General features: G+C 63.2%; 17 protein-coding genes. 12 read left to right on the forward strand and 5 right to left on the reverse strand.

The genetic code is table 11. The features are described 5' to 3' along the window. The first annotated feature begins 50 nt into the window (after nucleotides 1-50). From ACWDUN_RS08025 to ACWDUN_RS08035, 3 genes are all read left to right on the forward strand, one after another. Complete coding sequence (locus ACWDUN_RS08025) at nucleotides 51-1,178, forward strand: tyrosine-type recombinase/integrase (protein WP_046363131.1); 1,128 nt, start codon at nucleotides 51-53, stop codon at nucleotides 1,176-1,178. Further along, nucleotides 1,168-1,500, forward strand: coding sequence for a helix-turn-helix domain-containing protein (locus ACWDUN_RS08030; protein ID WP_024449211.1), 333 nt, complete (start codon nucleotides 1,168-1,170; stop codon nucleotides 1,498-1,500). The genes ACWDUN_RS08025 and ACWDUN_RS08030 overlap by 11 nt, the downstream gene beginning before the upstream one ends. Nucleotides 1,501-1,832: 332 nt before the next feature. Further along, nucleotides 1,833-2,963 carry a hypothetical protein gene (locus ACWDUN_RS08035; protein WP_241207983.1) on the forward strand — a complete coding sequence of 377 codons (1,131 nt, stop codon included), beginning with the start codon at nucleotides 1,833-1,835 and terminating at the stop codon, nucleotides 2,961-2,963. A 349-nt stretch (nucleotides 2,964-3,312) separates the two neighbouring features. Here the strand turns inward: ACWDUN_RS08035 and ACWDUN_RS08040 are convergent, their stop codons facing one another. After that, nucleotides 3,313-4,005, reverse strand: a complete 693-nt coding sequence (locus ACWDUN_RS08040) for a TetR/AcrR family transcriptional regulator (RefSeq protein WP_449927041.1) — start codon at nucleotides 4,003-4,005, stop codon at nucleotides 3,313-3,315. A gap of 102 nt (nucleotides 4,006-4,107) precedes the next feature. Between ACWDUN_RS08040 and ACWDUN_RS08045 the strand changes: the two genes are divergently transcribed. The 3 genes from ACWDUN_RS08045 to ACWDUN_RS08055 all read left to right on the forward strand — a co-directional run bounded on the left by ACWDUN_RS08045 (nucleotide 4,108) and on the right by ACWDUN_RS08055 (nucleotide 5,831). After that, the gene (locus tag ACWDUN_RS08045; protein WP_011856877.1) at nucleotides 4,108-4,620 is read left to right on the forward strand and encodes a PaaI family thioesterase; all 513 of its coding nucleotides are present in this window, start codon (nucleotides 4,108-4,110) and stop codon (nucleotides 4,618-4,620) included. Beyond that, on the forward strand, nucleotides 4,617-5,288 hold the full coding sequence (locus ACWDUN_RS08050) for a TetR family transcriptional regulator (RefSeq protein ID WP_011856878.1): 672 nt from the start codon (nucleotides 4,617-4,619) through the stop codon (nucleotides 5,286-5,288). The genes ACWDUN_RS08045 and ACWDUN_RS08050 overlap by 4 nt, the downstream gene beginning before the upstream one ends. Before the next feature lie 78 nt (nucleotides 5,289-5,366). Next, nucleotides 5,367-5,831, forward strand: coding sequence for a DUF6188 family protein (locus ACWDUN_RS08055; RefSeq protein WP_449927046.1), 465 nt, complete (start codon nucleotides 5,367-5,369; stop codon nucleotides 5,829-5,831). A gap of 48 nt (nucleotides 5,832-5,879) precedes the next feature. Here ACWDUN_RS08055 and ACWDUN_RS08060 read toward each other — a convergent pair whose 3' ends face one another. Together ACWDUN_RS08060 and ACWDUN_RS08065 are read right to left on the reverse strand one after the other, a co-directional pair. After that, nucleotides 5,880-6,929 carry an LLM class flavin-dependent oxidoreductase gene (locus ACWDUN_RS08060; RefSeq protein WP_011856880.1) on the reverse strand — a complete coding sequence of 350 codons (1,050 nt, stop codon included), beginning with the start codon at nucleotides 6,927-6,929 and terminating at the stop codon, nucleotides 5,880-5,882. Next, the gene (locus tag ACWDUN_RS08065; protein ID WP_449927048.1) at nucleotides 6,926-7,522 is read right to left on the reverse strand and encodes a TetR/AcrR family transcriptional regulator; all 597 of its coding nucleotides are present in this window, start codon (nucleotides 7,520-7,522) and stop codon (nucleotides 6,926-6,928) included. Before ACWDUN_RS08065 ends, ACWDUN_RS08060 begins: the two co-directional genes overlap by 4 nt. A gap of 73 nt (nucleotides 7,523-7,595) precedes the next feature. Between ACWDUN_RS08065 and ACWDUN_RS08070 the strand changes: the two genes are divergently transcribed. From ACWDUN_RS08070 to ACWDUN_RS08085, 4 genes are read left to right on the forward strand one after another with little or no spacing between them, the layout of a single operon-like run. Beyond that, on the forward strand, nucleotides 7,596-8,792 hold the full coding sequence (locus tag ACWDUN_RS08070) for a cytochrome P450 (protein WP_011856882.1): 1,197 nt from the start codon (nucleotides 7,596-7,598) through the stop codon (nucleotides 8,790-8,792). A 28-nt stretch (nucleotides 8,793-8,820) separates the two neighbouring features. Further along, nucleotides 8,821-8,982, forward strand: coding sequence for a hypothetical protein (locus tag ACWDUN_RS08075; RefSeq protein WP_156442342.1), 162 nt, complete (start codon nucleotides 8,821-8,823; stop codon nucleotides 8,980-8,982). Continuing rightward, entirely contained in the window at nucleotides 8,967-9,419 is a 453-nt protein-coding gene (locus ACWDUN_RS08080) for a PaaI family thioesterase (protein ID WP_011856883.1), read from the forward strand. Before ACWDUN_RS08075 ends, ACWDUN_RS08080 begins: the two co-directional genes overlap by 16 nt. A gap of 58 nt (nucleotides 9,420-9,477) precedes the next feature. Next, on the forward strand, nucleotides 9,478-10,368 hold the full coding sequence (locus ACWDUN_RS08085; protein WP_011856884.1) for an alpha/beta fold hydrolase: 891 nt from the start codon (nucleotides 9,478-9,480) through the stop codon (nucleotides 10,366-10,368). A 133-nt stretch (nucleotides 10,369-10,501) separates the two neighbouring features. Here ACWDUN_RS08085 and ACWDUN_RS08090 read toward each other — a convergent pair whose 3' ends face one another. Beyond that, nucleotides 10,502-11,371: a metal-dependent hydrolase gene (locus ACWDUN_RS08090; protein ID WP_011856885.1), complete on the reverse strand. Its 870-nt coding sequence runs from the start codon at nucleotides 11,369-11,371 to the stop codon at nucleotides 10,502-10,504. A 104-nt stretch (nucleotides 11,372-11,475) separates the two neighbouring features. Between ACWDUN_RS08090 and ACWDUN_RS08095 the strand changes: the two genes are divergently transcribed. After that, entirely contained in the window at nucleotides 11,476-12,111 is a 636-nt protein-coding gene (locus tag ACWDUN_RS08095; protein WP_011856886.1) for a TetR/AcrR family transcriptional regulator, read from the forward strand. A gap of 330 nt (nucleotides 12,112-12,441) precedes the next feature. Next, nucleotides 12,442-15,564, forward strand: a complete 3,123-nt coding sequence (locus ACWDUN_RS08100) for an MMPL/RND family transporter (protein ID WP_449927058.1) — start codon at nucleotides 12,442-12,444, stop codon at nucleotides 15,562-15,564. Between the two features lie 374 nt (nucleotides 15,565-15,938). Here ACWDUN_RS08100 and ACWDUN_RS08105 read toward each other — a convergent pair whose 3' ends face one another. Further along, nucleotides 15,939-17,741: a hypothetical protein gene (locus tag ACWDUN_RS08105; protein ID WP_449927061.1), complete on the reverse strand. Its 1,803-nt coding sequence runs from the start codon at nucleotides 17,739-17,741 to the stop codon at nucleotides 15,939-15,941. Nucleotides 17,742-17,827 lie beyond the last annotated feature (86 nt).

Here is a 17,827-nt window from a genome sequence, read left to right on the forward strand (position 1 = left end):
TTGCGGTTGTCATTGACAACTCTAAGTTGACGATAGATGGAGGTTCCCTTGTGAGCGTTCCGGGGTCGGCGCACTTGGTTCTTGCCTCGGGCGTGGTTCACCTGGACGAGGCCAGCGCAGTCTTCGAAGCGATGCTGTCTGGGTGGGGTCGTCAACAGGCGTCTCGGCTACTCGCTGCTGAGGCCACGATCGAGCCGCGGCTGGCGTTGGTGCGGCGGTTCGCAGAGTTCGCCGGGGCGCCTCCGTGGGACTGGACTGCCGGCGATGTCGAAGACTTCACGGCCGCTTTGATGTCGGGCCCGGAACGCAAAGCACCGTCGACCATTCGCGGCTATCACATGTCGTTGCGGATGTTCTGCGACTACCTACTCGATAGCCGCTACGGTTGGATCGCGCAATGCGAGAACAGGTTCGGACGGATCCCATCGCAGGTCTGTCACGACTACAACACCGCCGCGCATCTGGTCGACTACGAGGGCAAGCCCGCGCGTCGCCCGTTCACCTACGACGAACTGGAAACATTGTTCGATTTCCTCGATGATCGCGTCGATGTTCTCGCTCGGTCCAGGAACAAAGGCGCGTTCGCGGCGCTGCGCGACGCACAGATGATCAAGACGGCCTACGCCTTCGGTTTACGCCGCCGCGAGCTGTGCTATCTCGATCTCGCCGACCTGCGTCCGAACTCGCGGATGCCGGCCTGGGGCACGTTCGGCGCCGTCCACGTTCGCTACGCCAAATCACGTCGCGGCAGCTCTCCCAGGCGTCGCACCGTGCTCGCCGTTCCGGAGTTCGACTGGGTGATCGACGGACTGCGCCAATGGGTCGACCACGGCCGCCCACTCCTCAGCCCCGGGAACCGTCAAGAGCTCTGGCTGACCGAGCGTCGACGGCGCGTGGCGACCAAGACCATGGATAGGCGATTCGCCGTCGCACGGGTGCAAGCGGGACTGCCTGCCGAGCTCACCTTGCACTGCCTGCGGCACTCCTATGTCACCCATCTGATCGAGTTCGGTTATCCGGAGCGGTTCGTCACCGAACAGGTGGGGCACTCGTATGCCTCGACCACCGCGATCTATACCTCGGTGTCCGACGACTTCAAGACCAAAACACTGCAGGCGGCGCTGCGCCGCGTCTACGGATCATCCACGACGACAGGTGAAGGCGGAGATGAGCACTAGGACCGTGCTGCGGTGGAACCTGCGTCAGCTGATGGCCCAGAACGGAATGTTCGCCACCACCGACCTTGTCGCACCGCTGCACGAGCGTGGCGTGGAGATCTCCCGACAGATGGTGCACCGGATCGCGACCAAGCCCCCGCAGCGCATCAATCTCGACCTGCTCGCCGCCCTCTGCGACATCTTGTCGTGCACGCCCAACGACCTGCTCGAGCTCGTCGCCGAACAAGTCCGTGAGGCGCCCGCGGTCAACGACAGCGGACCCGGCATCGGCGACCTGCGACCCATCCGCGCCACCATCCGCCGCCCCCACGACAACCAGTGACTCAGCGGGCCTGCTGGGAGTGTGCAAGCACCATCCGGCTAACCCCACTGACGCACGGGCGTCGCATCTGTGTCGCATGCCGTCGCAGACGGCACTATCACCCCGAGAAATGCCCGCGGTGTAAGACCGTGCGGCCACTGGCGTGGCAGCTCGACGATGCCATCGTGTGCGCCTCCTGCGCCGGTGTCGCATCGATCTTCACCTGCAGCGAATGCGGCCGCGAAGAACACCCCTACGGGTTCTACCGATGCGCCCGCTGCTTCCTACGCGAGCGCCTCACCGAGCTGCTCACCGACCCGATCAGCGGCACGATTCATCACCGACTACGGCCCGTGTTCGACGAACTGATCAACGCCGACCGCCCACAGACGGTGCTCTGGTGGCTGCGAAAGAAGCCCGGTACCGGCCCGCAGCTCCTTCGCGACATGGCCTGCGGAACGCGTGAAATCAGCCACGACACCTTCAGCGATCTTCCCTCGGACCGAGCCCACGATTACTTGCGCAGCCTCCTGGTCGCGGTCGGCGTTCTGGGCCCGATCGACATCCGCGTCGAACGGATGCTGCCCTGGATCGAGGACGTTGTAGCCGAGCTTCCGGCCGAAGACGCCGCCATCGTTCGCCGATTCGCGCATTGGCATGTACTGCGCCAGATGCGCAAGGCCTCCCACGAGAACCGGCTGACGAGATCGATGACCGATGCCTGCCGTCGTCGCGTCCGCGTGGCGATTCAGTTCATGGCGTTTCTGCACACCCACGACGCCACTCCGGCGACAGCGACACAGGAGATGCTGGAGCGCTACCAGGCGCTCCACCGGAGGCCGCTCACTGCCGAGTACGCCTTCCTCGTCTGGCTACGCCAATCCCGCATCAACACCACACTGAGGGTCACCGATCCGCCACGGTCACCTCCCTCGGTAACCGTCTCGGATTCCCAGCGGTGGGCCGCCGTCGGGCGGCTGCTGCACGACGACACAATCCGCCGCAAAACCCGCATCGCGGGACTGCTCACATTGTTGTTCGCCCAACCTCTTTCGCGCATCGTCGCCCTGCGATCAAGCCAAATCTCGATCTCCGACGATCACGCCGTGCATGTCGTCTTCGCCGCCATCCCCATCCAAATGCCTCCCCTACTCGACGACCTCATCCGCGAGCATCTGGAGCAGCAATGCGAAAGCCGCTACACCCCATCCCATACGGGCTGGCTGTTCCCCGGCCGACTTCCCGGCACCCACCTGTCCACCGAGAACATCCGCACCCAGCTCGTCGCGGTCGGGGTGAAACCCTACGAACATCGCAAAGCCGCCCTCTTCCAGCTCGCCAGCGACATGCCCGCACCCGTGCTGGCCGAACTGCTCGCGATCACCACCAAGAACGCAGCCGCCTGGGCCAAACTCGCCGCCCGCGACTGGACCGATTACGTCACCGAACGCGGCAGATCAATGCCGCATCGAAGGCGGAGCTAACTCGCAACAGCGATGTCGTAACCACTCCATGCCGCCGAGGCCACGATTCGCCTGCTCTCGTCAAAGTTGTTCTTTGTCAATCCTCCTCGCCACAAGTCAAGCAATCGAGAAACGGGTTCAAGCAGTTGCGCGCCCTCAAGCGTCTGAGACGCCGAACCGCGGGTGACCTGCACTTCGGGTAGCTCACTACCCTGCTGCGAGTCTCCGCACCTCGCTGTGGAACGGAAACCAGCGTACGGCCTCGCCGATGATGGCGACGAATGGTCCTTCGATGCCATCACCGACGCGATTTGCGAGAGGCGAAAAGGGCCCGAAGACCAGCCGGCTCGACATTGTGATTTCGTTGTGCCTAGCGAGCTGAGCGCGCCGGGCGGCCCGTCTTCTTGGTGGCGATGTTCGATTTTATGGCGTCGCTGTCGGTGTTGCGGTGGGCGGCGAGAAAGTCATCGACGATGTTCGCGCAGTCATTGTGAGTGATAGTGCGAAGCCCGGTCATTCGGGCGAAGGCGAGTGGTCCGACGAGTTGGCAAAGCGCCAGTTCCTGGTCGAAGTCGTTGAGTTCGGCTTGAGCTTTTGGGCTGGTGAGTACGGCGTCAAATGGTTGACGATATTGATCGACAACTCGGGTCCGTAGCGCCCCGGATGTGTGGCGGTCTTCCGCTTGGGCATTGGAGCCGGTGGGCCCCAATGAGAGCCACGCGAGTGTCGTGACATGCAGCGGTGCGTCGTTGAAAAGGGCGGCTTGGCTGCTGAGCAATTCGATCAGCTGCTCACGGAGGGGTCCGCTGGTCGGTGCCGGAGTGGTCACTTGTGGAAGTAGGCGTTCGAACGTGGCTGCCAGTAAATGCGACGAACTGTGGAAGTGGCGGTACAGCGTGGTTCGGGCCACTTTGGATGCTTTGGTGACGGCATCGATAGTGACCGCTTCCACCCCACCGGTGCTCAGTAGCGTTGCCGCAGCATCCAGCAGCCGGGTGCGTGACCGGATGAGCCGAGGGTCCACGTCGTCGTCAGGGACGGGCACTGCCTGACTGTCGCTCACTCGTTCACCTCGGCGGTCGATCTTCACGCGATGCTGTCACGGCAGTCTAGCAGTGTGGTACTAACGGTAGCGCAGCGAAACCGATCGTATTGGAGGGTGACGGTGCCCGAAAGCCTGTTGCCGCCCGAGCGGCTGCCCTCGCACACCACGACATGCATGGGTTGCGGCCCGGACAACCCCCACGGACTGCGGTTGGTGGTGCATCGTAGCGGCGACGCGGTGTACACCGATGTGACGTTCGATGAGCGCCATATCGGGGCCCCGGGCCTGGCCCATGGCGGGGCAGTGGCCGCGGCATGTGATGACGTCCTGGGCTTCACGTTGTGGATCGCCGGAACCCCGGCGGTGACCCGCACCCTGACGGTCGAATATTTGCGGCCGGTGCCGCTGCATCAGACCCACCGGATTACTGCCCACATCGTCTCTCGTGAAGGGCGGGCGCTGCATGTCACGGCGACAGGCACGGGTGAGGGTGGGATCGCCCGCTTCACCGCCAGTGCAGTGTTCATTGTCGTCAGCCCTGAGCACTTCGCCGCACACGGCGATGTCAGCGCTTTCGGCGATCTTCTGGAGCAGTTCTCGCGCCGCGGCGGCCTCGACCCGGAGCCGTCATGACTGTCCCTCAGGCGCGCAGCCACGGGAAAACCCCGCCTTCGGAAGCGAACTCGGTCGCTGCAGAGAAGCGAGCCGCTAACGCGTCGCGTTCACGCGCGTCCGCACGGCGCCGGGAGACCATTCTTGATGCAGCTTTGGTCGTGGCCGCGGCGGGTGGTTACGAGGCGGTTCAGATGCGGACAGTTGCCGAGCGGGTCGGCATCGCCGTCGGCACGCTTTACCGCTATTTCCCGGCGAAAACCCACTTGCTGGTGGCAGCGCTGACGCGCGAGTTCCGTCGACTCGACTCGGCCGGGGACTGGGCGAGTGGTGAGGGCACACCGCTGGAACGGCTCGAACGGCTCACCGCACATCTGCATGACCGCTGGCAGCGCGACCCATGGCTGACGACGGCCATGACACGGGCCTTCGCAGTCGCAGATACCCGCGCCGCCGCGGAACTCGACCGCGCGGCCGATGAGATCCAGATCCTGCTGGCCCGCACGCTCAGGGGCGGCGAGCCCACTCCTACCGATCTGCACGTGGCTGGGATCATCTCCGACATCTGGCTGGCCAACCTCGTGGCCTTCAGCGGCCACCGCGCGACAGCCGCCGACACCCGCGACCGCATTGACCGAGCCACCAGGCGCGTCGTGACCAGCGCTGCTAGGCCAGCCGTCTACCGGTAACGATACTGCTGGTATCGCAGCGATACTTGGCGTACTCTTTGGGGATACGGCTCAACGATGCGTCGAAAAGAGACTGCCATGTACACCCAATGGATCGAAAACCTTGTCGTACAACGCCTCTCGCTGCACGGCGGCCTGGTTCTGGATCTCGATGATTACAACGAAATCGTCATCTCCTGCCCCCTACTATTGACGCTTCCTGCCGTCGGCACCTACCCCATCGAGGCGGTGCGTATTGACCCCCTCAGGATCGCGACCCACGAACGCCCGCTGCTGAACCTCGCCGGCGCACTGTGCACCCAGGCCTGGTCCAGCGACGATGGAGGGCTACACCTGAGCTTCTCGCGCGGACATCGCATCGATGTCGATCCCGACGCTGAACAGACAGCGTGGGAGCTCTATGGCATGCGCCACGGCTACATGGCCTGTCTACCTCAAGGACGGGTACGCGTGGTCCGCCATGACCTCCCCGACACCGACGACGCCAACATCGTCAACAGCGTCAGGCAATCATCGGCGGGGTCGGCGCGGCAGACCCACTAATCCGGCCGCGGACACTGCGACGGGTCGACTTGGGCGGCAATACGTGGATCAGGTTGAACGTGGACAGGACCGCCCTGGCGACATCGAGGCGGGCGAGCATTCCCGGATGATGCTGTCGAGGTTTTGTTGCACGCGTTCGGCAGTGATGCCGACCGATGGTGAATACAGCATGATGTGGTCGAGGACGCCGTTGTACCGTCTCAATTGTTCACGGACCTCGTGCGCCGTCCCGGCGACACCCATGGCGTCGATCATCTCCTCGGACACAGCGGCGAACATCGCCGGGAAATCGCGCTGGGCGAATGCTTGCCGGATGGCTCGGCCTTCGCTGGCGAAGCCGTTCACATCGAGTACCGTCTCGTAGGATTTGACCGAGGAGTAGAACGCAATCTGCTGCGCCAGTTCGCGCCTGGCGACCTCGGCGTCGTCGTGGATGGCGCACATCACCATGGAAATGATTTCCACGTCATTGGGGTCGCGGCCGGTGTGCGCGGCGCCCCTGGCGATAGCGGGCCGGACGACCTCTTCGACGTAGGTGGTTGTGAACAGCGGATGTCCGGCTAGGCCGTCGGCCACCCGCCCGGCCGCCTCGCACATCCGGGGCCGGACACCGGCAGTGACGATCGGGATCGGCCTGCTGGAGGGTCCCACGTCGCCGGTCGGGGTGAGATTCATTCTGTAGAAACGGCCCTCGTGATGGATCGGGCCTTCATGCAGGTTCCATATCCGGCGCAGCAGCATCACGAGTTCTTCCATCCGCAGGGCGGGTGCGGAGGTGTCGGGCACGCCGTGCCAGTCGCCCATCATCCGTTTGGTGCCGTTGCCGATGCCGAGTACCAGTCGTCCGTTGGAGAGTTCGTCGAGGTCGCGCGCCTCGGTGGCCAGCACCAGGGGGCTTCGGCCGACGCCGTAGAGAATGGAGGAACCGATCCGACAGTTCTGGGTGCTGTTGGCCATCGCGGCCATGGAGATCGATCCGGACCGAGAATAGAACTCCGAGGCCCATACGGCGTCGAACCCGGCCGCATCAGCGGCCTGGGCGGTCTGGGCCAGTGACTTCAGATCCGCGCCGAGAACCGACAGGCCGTAGGTGCTCATGACTGGTCTCCTGTGCGCGGGCGCAGCCCGTCGAATATGACGGCGCTGAGGGTGCTGGCGACCACCGTCTCGTCGAGGTGGTTATCGGTGACCAGGTACATGAGTGCATTGATGGTGACCGCGCCGAACAGCGCAATCGACGTCGATCGCGCATCGGGCTGAGCGACGAGGGATCCGTCGCGGGCCCCTTCGATGAGCAGGGTTTCGACGGGTTGTTGGTAGGCGGTATTGATCATCTCGGCGATAGCCGGCATGCGGGCCGCTCGTCCCAATTCGCCGATGAGTGCACGGCATACCGCTGGCCGCTGCGCCATTGCCCGCAGTTGTGCGCGGATCACGAGTTCGAGGCGTTCGGCACCGGTGCCGCCGGTGTGCACGATCGCGGTCACAGCATCGAAGATGTCCTTGAGGAGGTCTTCGAGCAGGAAAGCAAGGATGTCCTCTTTACCGGCGAAGTAGTAGTACAGCGTCGCTTTCGGCACACCGGTCACCGCGGCGACGTCTTCGATCTTGGAGTCGTTGAGCCCCTTCTCGGCGAACAAGTCCGCCGCGGCGGGAAGCCGGTCAGAGATCTGACGTGGAATCTTGCGCATTGCCCCCCTGTCCCGTTCGGCCGGTTTAGACTGCGAGTCTAAACCGTCGTTACTTTGGTGGTCGGAGGTCTTGGTGGTCTCGGTGCAAATTCGTTACGACCCGTTCGACGCCTCGATTCTCAACGACCCCTATCCGACGTATCGGTCGTTGCGTGACACGGCTCCGGTGTACCGCGCCGAGGAATCCCATACCTGGGTGTTGAGCCGGCACGCCGACGTCCAGGCCGCAGCACTGGATCACGGCACGTACTCCTCGGTGGACGGCATCTTCCCCACCCCACCGGGATCGGACTTCATCGGCTCGTTCCTGCCGATGATGATCGTGATGGACCCTCCGCGCCACGACCAGTTGCGTGCCCTGGTGAGCCGGGCGTTCACTCCCCGGCGGGTGGCCGGGCTGCAGGGCGCCATCACACAGATGGCCGCGGAGTTGTTCGAGCGCCTCGACGAGGGCTCTGGTTCGGCGGACTTCGTGACCGACTTCGCCGCGATCCTGCCCGCCGCGGTGATCGCCGATCTACTGGGCATTCCCGCCACCGATCGTGATCAGTTCCGATTGTGGTCGAGCCAACTGGTCCAGGTCGACGTCAACCACGGACAAACCACCGACGCACTGACCGCCGCCACCTCGATCTACGCCTACTTCACCGACTTCCTCGCCGACCGCCGCCAAACCCCCCGCGAGGACATGATGTCGGCGTTGGCGAACGCCACAGTCGACGGGATCAGACTGACCGACGAGGAAGTCCTCGGCTTCTGCGCGCTGCTGCTCGTCGCGGGCTACGAGACCACCACCAATCTGCTGGGGAACTCCGCGGTCGTGCTGGCCCAGCATCGGCAGACCCGCCGACGCCTGGCCGCCGATCGAACACTATTGGGGCCGGCAGTTGAGGAGTTGCTGCGCTACGACTCACCGGCACAGGGACTTTCACGAACCCTGACCCGCGACGTCACACTGCACGACACGACCATGCGTCAAGGTGAGAAGGTGCTGCTGCTGTTCGGGTCGGCCAACCGCGACGAGCGCGCCTTCCCCGATCCTGACGTGTTCGACATCGAGCGCACCAGTGAGCACCAGGTCGCCTTCGGTCGCGGCATCCACTTCTGTCTGGGCGCGGCACTGGCGCGGATGGAGGCCCGCATCGCTCTGGATGCTCTGTTGGACAAGGTGCCCGACTGGGAGGTCGATCTTGAATCGGCGCGGCGGCTGCGGTCCGGACCGATCCGCGGCTACACATCGCTGCCCATCACTTGGACCACACCGGTCTAGCCCGTGCCCCTCCTCGACGACGCGTCGTGTGCATCACCGCGCGGCCAGGTTCTTCATCGCCGTCGATATCGAGCACTCCGCCGCGCACGGCGACCTCGGCGCATTCGGCGACATGCTCAAACGATTCGCGGGCTCGAACGGTGATCGACCCATGACCGGACAGGAGAAAGGGGCATGGTGGTGGCAGTGACATTCGCGCACTTCGATGAGCAGATCGCCGACCAGCTGCTCAGATCGCCGAACACAGCAGGTGGACTGTCGAGGTTTCTGAGCTTTCGGCACACCGAACTCGCCGCCGGTCGGCTGGTGGCAGAGATGGAAACCCGCGCCGAACTGCTCACACCCTTCGGCACCCTGCACGGCGGATGTCTATCGGCGATGGTCGACCACTGTCTCGGAGTCGTGTTCTACCCCGTCATTCCGGCCGGATCATGGGTCGCCACCACCGAATTCAAGCTAAATTTGCTGCGACCCGTGTCCACCGGTGTGTGTGTCGCCGTCACCGACATCGTGTCGCTGGGCAAGCGCAGTGGAGTGGCGCGCATCGACATTAGCAACGGCGACAAAGCCGTCTGCGTAGCCCAGGGCACGGTCACGATCGTGAACGCCGCGGGCAACGCACTATGAAGGCGCTTGCTGCCGGGCCCACGCTTCGGGCGGACGACGATCTCGCCAGGAAGGTGTCATGACCTCCGCCGTGCAGCATCGGGTCCGAACCCAGGACGGGATCGCCCTGGCTGCGGACTGCTACGGCCACGATGACGCCCGTCCCGTCGTGCTGCTCCTGCACGGCGGCGGCCAGAACCGGCACGCGTGGAGCACTTCAGCGCGTCGCCTCCACGCATGCGGATACACAGTCGTCGCCTACGACACCCGCGGTCACGGCGACAGCGACTGGGACCCAGCCGGCAGGTACGACATCGAGCGACTCGCGACCGATCTTCTCGCCGTGCGCGAGCACTTCAGCGCCTATACCGCCCCTGCGGTCGTAGGTGCATCCCTTGGGGGCATGACCGTGCTCGGCACGCATCTGTTGACATCCGGGGCGTCGTGGGCGGCGGTCGTCCTGGTCGACGTCACCCCGCGACTTGAATTCCAGGGCGCCCGTCGCGTGGTGACGTTCATGGCCGCACATCCCGATGGCTTTAGCACCCTCTCTGACGCCGCAGAGGTGATCGCCGCGTACAACCCCCATCGCTCGCGCCCGGCCAACGTCGACGGCCTGCGCAAGGTGCTACGGCAGCGTCACGACGGCCGCTGGATCTGGCGGTGGGACCCGGCATTCATTCACTCCAACTTCGACTTTCTCCGCGACGAATCGACCACGGGAACGGAGCAATTCGACGCAATCAGCCACCTGCTGATCGACGGAGCCCGACGGGTCAATGCCCCAACACTTCTCGTAAGGGGCCTCTTGTCCGACGTGGTCTCCCAAGCCACCGTCGACGAGTTCAAGCAACTGGTTCCCCACGCCGAGACCGTCGACGTATCCGGCACCGGACACATGATCGCCGGCGACGACAACGACGCCTTCGGCTGCGCCGTCACCGAGTTCCTCGGCCGGAACCTCCTGTAGGTCGCGACGTTGGTCGAGCACCATCGATCGGCCAGTAGTCAGAACCGATCTTGACTTCACAGCGCGCGAAGCGGAGCCCATGAAGTGTTCTTCGGTTAAGGCCGACTTTGAACTGTGCCGGGCTCTGGTCGAGCTAGACGCCACTACGCACTTGCTGGCCACCATCGGCGTCGAAGAGTTCCTTGGTCCAGCGTTCGAGGATTTCTGCGCTGTCCCAGTCGTCGGGATGAAATCCGGCGCGGGTGTAGGAGCGAAAGCGCGCAATTGCTGCTGGGCTGAATAGCGGGTTATGACGGAAGGCTCGAAGGCTGCGCAGCAAGCGCACCGGGTTGTAGGCGGAACGGTCACCAGCCAGAGAGCGGGTGGTCTGGATGACCAACTCGCTGAACAAGAGGAGGCTGGCGATCCGCATCCCCCAGACCCTGGTGCGTTCGCTTCCACCGACCGTCTCGTAGACATCGAAAGCAACGGCCTTATGCTCGCATTCTTCCAGTGCGTGCCAGAGCAGAATAGGCCGCACTTCGGTGTCGCCGATCAGTTCTTGAGCTTCGTCGCTGGTGAGAATGATCTCGGCGAATGTCGCCGTGTAGTGCTCGAGGGCGGCCGTCACAGCCAGGCGCATCTTGGGAGAAAAACGCTTCTCAAGTCGGCCAACCAGCTTCTTGACATGCCGATCGATCCCCTCGGTGGGATAGCCCATTGCTTGAAGCCGATCGTTGAGCAGCCGATGCTGGTGTCGGTGGGTGGCCTCTTGTGCGATAAACCCCTTGACCGCCTCCTTGAGGTCAGCGTCGCTGATGTGGTCCCGGTACTCGCGGACTGACCGGATAAAGAAGTCTTCGCCTTCGGGGAACGTGGCCGACAAGGTGGACACAAAGTGGCTCATCACCAAGTCGCCATCAACGAAGTGCTGCCGACTGGTCCCAGCAGGCATATCGAATCGAACACGGCGGGGCTTCGGGACGACCCGTGCGGTGGGCCGTGTGGACGAATCGTCGCTCATGTTGTTCTCCCATTCGCCAAGGACGCGCTGTCAATCTGACTCTAAGCCTTGTCAGAATTAGATGGCAAGCTATCCACGTGGTTTCGGCGCGGGTGTATAGCGGAATGTCCGCCGAGGAGCGTCACCGGAACCGGCGCACCCGTCTCATCGAGGCCGCAACGGAGTTGATCGGCACGCGCGGCGTTGCCGCCGCCACTGTGACTGCCGTCTGCGCTGAATCGGGTGTCACGTCACGGTACTTCTACCAGCACTTCTCCGACCGAGACGCACTCCTGCGGGCTGTCTACCAGCAGCTCTATGCCACCTTCCAGGAGGTGATAGTCGACGCGATCCCCGATGCCGGCGAGCCACCGGAGGTATTGGCGTACGCGCCAATCCGCAGGCTGGTCGGCATGATCGACAACGACCCGCGGCTGGGTCGGATCCTGTTCGTGGAATCTGCAACCGAGCCGCTGCTCCGAGAGCTACGCAGCGAACTAATGGCAGGTTTCACCGACCTTGTCTTGCGCGAAGCCAGACTTCACCTCGACATCGCCGACTCTGCCGTGGGGGTTGCCCATTTGGCTTCGACCTTGGGCGTGGGAGGGCTATTCGAAGTCTTGCGCCGCCGACTCGACGGAGAACTGGAATTCACCACAGATGAACTCGTTCAGCACTGCGCAGGTTTCCTGGGCAGCCTAGGCAATTACGTGCTGCTGCAGAACACGGGCCAGTCGGCCACAACCGAAGCGCAAACCTAGAGCTAGCGGCCCCGCTACGCGATGTGGCCGTGCGTGCGCCCGACGACCAACGTCCGAGAACAGCAACAGCAAGACCCTGAACGGCATCCAAGGCCAGTGTCGTCGACTTACAGCGTCAGCCCTGGCTTCCAGAAACCCACTGAGTGTTCGATCATTCCTCTGCCCACTGCGACCGTCGGCCCGGTCCCGACTCGATAGCGGTCGCCGGCCCCTTCGCCAGCCGCGCGCTTTGCGCGGCCTGGCGACGACGGCCCCGCCACCACTTGCACTACATGCGGTAGCGTAGCGATACCGATAGTATCGCTACGATTCGCTACTAGTGGAGGCCCAGTGACCGACGGCACTGCAGATTCCCCAGGCCAGGCCACGCGCCGTGGCCAGCGGGACAACGGATCCCCCAACCCGGCCGAAACCCGCGAGTACAGCGAACGGTTGGCAGCGCTAGCCCGATTCACCCTCCGACACAAAGCGCTGGTCATCGGGGTATGGCTAGGCGCCGCGGTCGTCCTCGCGTTGCTGTTCCCCCAGCTAGAAACCGTGGTGCGCCAACAGTCGGTGGACCTCATCCCTCGCGATGCGCCGTCCTTGCAGACGGTTGACCGCATGAGCGCCGCTTTCGGCGAAGAAGGCTCAAAAACCATGGTGTTCGTCGCCATGGAAGACCCCAATGGCTTGACTCCGACTGCACGGCAGCGCTACGGCGAACTCGTGCGCCGGTTGCAGGGCGAAGGCAACCACGTCCTGCTGGTGCAGGACCTACTGTCCGATCCGATTACCGAAGCCCAGGCAGTCAGCGCCGACCGCAAAGCTTGGTACCTGCCCGTAGGTGTCACCGGCACCCTCGGAGACCCCACGGCCGCCGAATCGGTAAACGCGGTGCGCAACATCGCCGCCGAGGTCTTCACCGGCTCGACCACGACCGTGCAAGTGACGGGACCACCGGCAACCTTCAGCGACATGATCGCATCCGCCGAGCACGACCTGCTGCTGATCTCAATCGCTACCGCGGGCGTGATCGCCCTGATCCTGCTGATCGTCTACCGGTCGGTGTTCACCGCGCTGTTACCGCTGCTAGTAATCGGGCTGAGCCTGGCAGTCGGGCGCGGCGTGCTGTCCGCCCTCGGCGAGATGGGCATGCCCGTCTCCCAGTTCACCGTCGCCTTCATGACGGCGATCCTGCTCGGCGCGGGAACCGACTACACCGTATTTCTGATCAGCCGATACCACGAACAGCGCCGCGCCCAAGTACCCGCCGATCAGGCCATCATCCACGCCACCGCCAGCATCGGGCGCGTCATCCTCGCCTCCGCCGCCACCGTCGCACTCGCGTTCCTGGCCATGGTCTTCGCGCGGCTCAGCGTCTTCGCCGCCCTTGGCCCCGCGTGTGCCATCGCCGTACTGTTCGGATTTCTGGCCACCGTCACCCTGCTGCCACCGGTGCTGTCGCTAGCCGCCAAACGCGGCATCGGTGAACCCAAACCCGATCGCACCCGCCGCTACTGGAACAGCGTCGCCGTCGCCGTGGTCCGCCGTCCCGTGCCACTACTCATCGTCAGCCTGGTCATCTTGCTCGCCCTGTCGGCAGCGGCAGCAACCATCAAAATCAGCTACGACGACCGCAAGGGCCAACCAGACACCACGGCCAGCAACCTGGGCTACCACCTGCTGGACCGCCACTTCCGCAAAGACGTCGTCATCAGCGAATTCCTCGTCGTGGAAAATCCGACCGACATGCGGACCGGCAAAGGACTGGCCGATCTTGACGAGATGGCCTCCCGCGTCTCCCAGATCCCCGGCGTCACCAAGGTTTCCGGAGTCACCCGCCCCACCGGAGAGCGCCTCGACCAAGCAGAACTGGCCTGGCAGAACGGCCAGATCGGCGACAAAATGGCCGGCGCCGTCGCCGAGGGCAACTCCCGCAAAGACGACCTCACCAAACTCACCGACGGCGCCGACCAGCTCGCCGACGGCCTCGCCCAACTCGACAGCACCGTGCGCACCGCCTTCACACCACTAGCCGGAATCCTCACCCAAGCCCAATCCGCAGGAACTCAGGTCAACCAATTCCGGCCGCTGCTGCAACAACTTTCCGCCACTGCCCCCGCCGTCGACCAAGCCATCCAATCCGGCCCAGGACTACGACCGCTGGCCAACCAAGCCCAAAACGCAATCACTCAACTCGACCCACTCGTCGGCGCCCTCAACACCTCACCCTGGTGCGCCACCACCCCACAATGCGCCCAAATCCACGACCAGGTGAAGATCCTGGTCACTCTGCGCGACAACGGATTCTTCACCCAAATCGCCGACCTCGGGGACCGCTACGATCCCGCCACCAATGCCACCGTTGGTGGCACCCTCGCCAACGTCCAGAACGCAGTCGCCTCACTGGACAAGGCATTCGGAGCCCTGGGTGACCCCGCCGACCTGACCACAAATCTCCGCCGATTGCAGGACGGAATCGGACAGCTGGCCTCCGGCGCCCAAGCACTCGCCACCGGCGTCCGCACCCTCGCCGACAGCAACATCGAAATGCTGTCCGGCATGAGCCAGATCGCCACCCAACTACAGAACTCCTCGCGCGCAGCGGCCGACTCCGACTCCTCGAGCGGTTTCTACCTGCCCGCCAACGCATTCGAGAACCGGCAATTCACCGACGTCGCCGAACAATTCCTCTCACCGGACGGCAAAACAGCGCGGTTCATGATCGAAAGCAGCCACGACCCATACAGCGTTGAAGCCATGGACCTCGCCAGCCGCATCACCGACACCGCCAACACCGCACGACCCAACACGTCACTCGCCGACGCCACCGTGTCCGTAGCCGGCTTCCCCGCCGTCAACTCCGATATCCAACGACTCCTCTGGGCCGACTTCGCACAACTGGCCATCGCCACCATCATCATCGTCGGCGTCATCCTGGTCCTACTACTGCGCGCACTCCTAGCACCGCTCTACCTACTAGGCACCGTCGTGCTCAACTACCTCGCATCACTCGGCATCGGCGTCGTAGTCTTCCAATGGGGACTGGGCCACGAAATCGCCTGGCCCGTACCGCTGCTGGCGTTCATCATCCTCGTCGCCGTCGGCGCCGACTACAACATGCTGCTCGTCTCACGGCTCCGCGAAGAATCCGGAACCAACATCCGCGTCGGCGTCCTGCGCACCGTGGCAAACACCGGAGCCGTCATCACCTCCGCTGGCCTCATATTCGCCGCCAGCATGTTCGGCCTCATGGTCGGCTCAGTCGCCATCATGATCCAAGCCGGCCTCATCATCGGCTTCGGGCTGCTGCTCGACACCTTCCTCGTGCGCACCCTCACCGTGCCCGCCATCGCCACACTCCTACGCGAAGCCAGCTGGTGGCCCACCAAAGCAACAAACCCGCGACCCGGTCAGACCAACCCAGGAGGCATTAAGGACGCACCTCACGTGCTGGTCCAGGAGAGGTGAAAAGCGAACAGAGCAATACCCGGCGCTACATGCCGACCAGCGTGAAGGCGTATTCACCCCGAATGAATACGACCCCTGCGCCGGTAAACCCGCAGCTTATCGACGGACGAAATTCCTGAAAGCCGTCCCAACGGCGACCAAGGATGGGAATGTGCGAGCGCTGCGAGGACCGAACACGTAGACAATCTGCCAACACAATTTGCCAACGCCTAGGTACACGACTCTGGACGAGCCCACTGAAGCCGTCCTCTCGAGGAACGACCCGAGGAAAGATGTGTGTACCAACGCCAGCGTTCCGGCCTGAAACGCAATCGTCGACGTCCTATCCATCGCACACTGGGCTGGATGCGGATCACGCCGAGCCATCCGCTGGATTATTCAGATTCCGGATCGGGCGGACTCAGTTCTTCCATACCCGACGCGTGCTCATCTGCGGAAGGCCGGCGAAGCTCGGCGGTTGCGAGCGAAAGCGCTGTATGGATTAGCAGCGCCGCGGTACCAGGATCGCCGTAGTCATTGATTCCATGCGACAACAAGTTGCGAGTGTTGAGTCCCGCCGGGTCGGTTAGAACAGCCGTCAGAAATCGTTGTCGCGATTCCGAGATTTCGTATTCCTCGAAGAAGATCGGCAGCATGGCACCCAACCCCGGAAACTGCCCGGGTTTGTGTGTGCTGCGCAGCTTATATATCCCGTGACTAGTCCGCAGGATTAGTTCCCTTACCAGCGCCTCGATCTGAGGCACCAAAGTGTAGATTGCGCCCTCGCTGTCGCCACCCCAAAAGCGATACATCGCCCTTGCAATCCCGCCCAGGGCTTGCACCGTCATGCCGGGCATAGTTCGGAGGTACAGTGCTAACTCGGCTGATGGGGGAAGTCCGAACCGTTCGACGATGGTGTGAAGCGCAGAAACCAGCGGACGAAGGTAGTTCTGAAGTTGCTGGAGTTCACACCTCACCAGGTCGTACGCGTACTTCTCCTCCTCGGTAATTGCGGTCAGAATTGGAAGCCTATCCGGCCCAAGGAGAGTCACCGGCATCAACGAAACAAGTGGGCTTGCCGCGCGAAGTTGGGTGACCAAGGCCCTGTTGGATTCCAACTCACCGGTCAAGGGGCCGGCATTCGCGAAAAAGCTGAGCGCCTGTTGCCATGTCGCCCCTGCAATAAACGAGTCCCGCAGGCGCTCGAACAGCTCTTCATACAACGTAGAGCTCGATTCGAACCGAATGAGCCCCAGGTCCTCGTTACGCACTCCTTGCAAGGCGGCGGCCGCGTGTTGCCGAAGTTCAGGAATGTTGGATTCCTCCGCTATTGCCAGCGCGTCCTGTAAGTAGACCATCCGGAGTATTCCCCCTGCCGCCGCCGACATCTCAATGTATGCGTCGACTCGTCTCACCCATACAGCGCGCCGACAGCTATCGTCTGCACAACGCTTGTGGATCAATCTGAGCGCTTGATCTCGAAGGTCGGCGTCTAGGAGCCGCTTCGCTGCCAGCTCGAGTGTCGCGTCGACGCGCGACGGGCAGAGGGGTTCTTCAACTACGTGATTTAGGGCTCGAAGAACAGGTCCAGCTAGAGGCTCAGTGTCGTTTAGCTGAGCCTCCGCGACGTCGAGTAAGCCATCAAGAGCGAGCTTGGTTCGCTCTTCGTCACCCATGGCACGTGCCAAACGAAGAGCCAGTCCGAGGTCGTCAACAGCGTCAAGCCGCCGGCCCCAGTCTCGAGCGGCCTTTAGGTATGCATCAATAGCGCGCGCGGCGTCGAGATGCCTTTCCGGGCCACCGATCTCAAACAAGATGTGAGCTAGGCGCGCTTGGGAAACAGGAGACCCCACTAGCTGCAGAAGATCACGCCATATCGCCTTTATCCCGTCTGGGGCGTCCCGCACCGGCGGCGGATAAGGTGCGTCGTCGAATGAATGCCTCGGGAGCACGCGCGCTCGGCGACTACCGCCTTCTTCAATAACTTCGATGTTGTAATCGACAGCCCAAATCACGGCAGTGGTCTCATTTGGAGTGCCCTCGGGCAGCTCGCCGAAGGACGCACATTGCAACTGCTCGCGGATTGCCAAAGACATCATGTATCGACTTTCACTGGCCGCAGCTACATCAAATCTTGATGCGTACCACGGCAAGTCCCGCTCCGGCTCAGCTGCCGATTGTTCTTCATCCCCTGCCATGTATCCCCCAATGCTCTGTCGTGTGAATCGAGATAGCAGAGACAAGAGTCCGGGTCGGACGAGGCCAACCACCTTCACGACCTGTT

Source organism: Mycobacterium sp. NPDC003323, assembly GCF_053589535.1.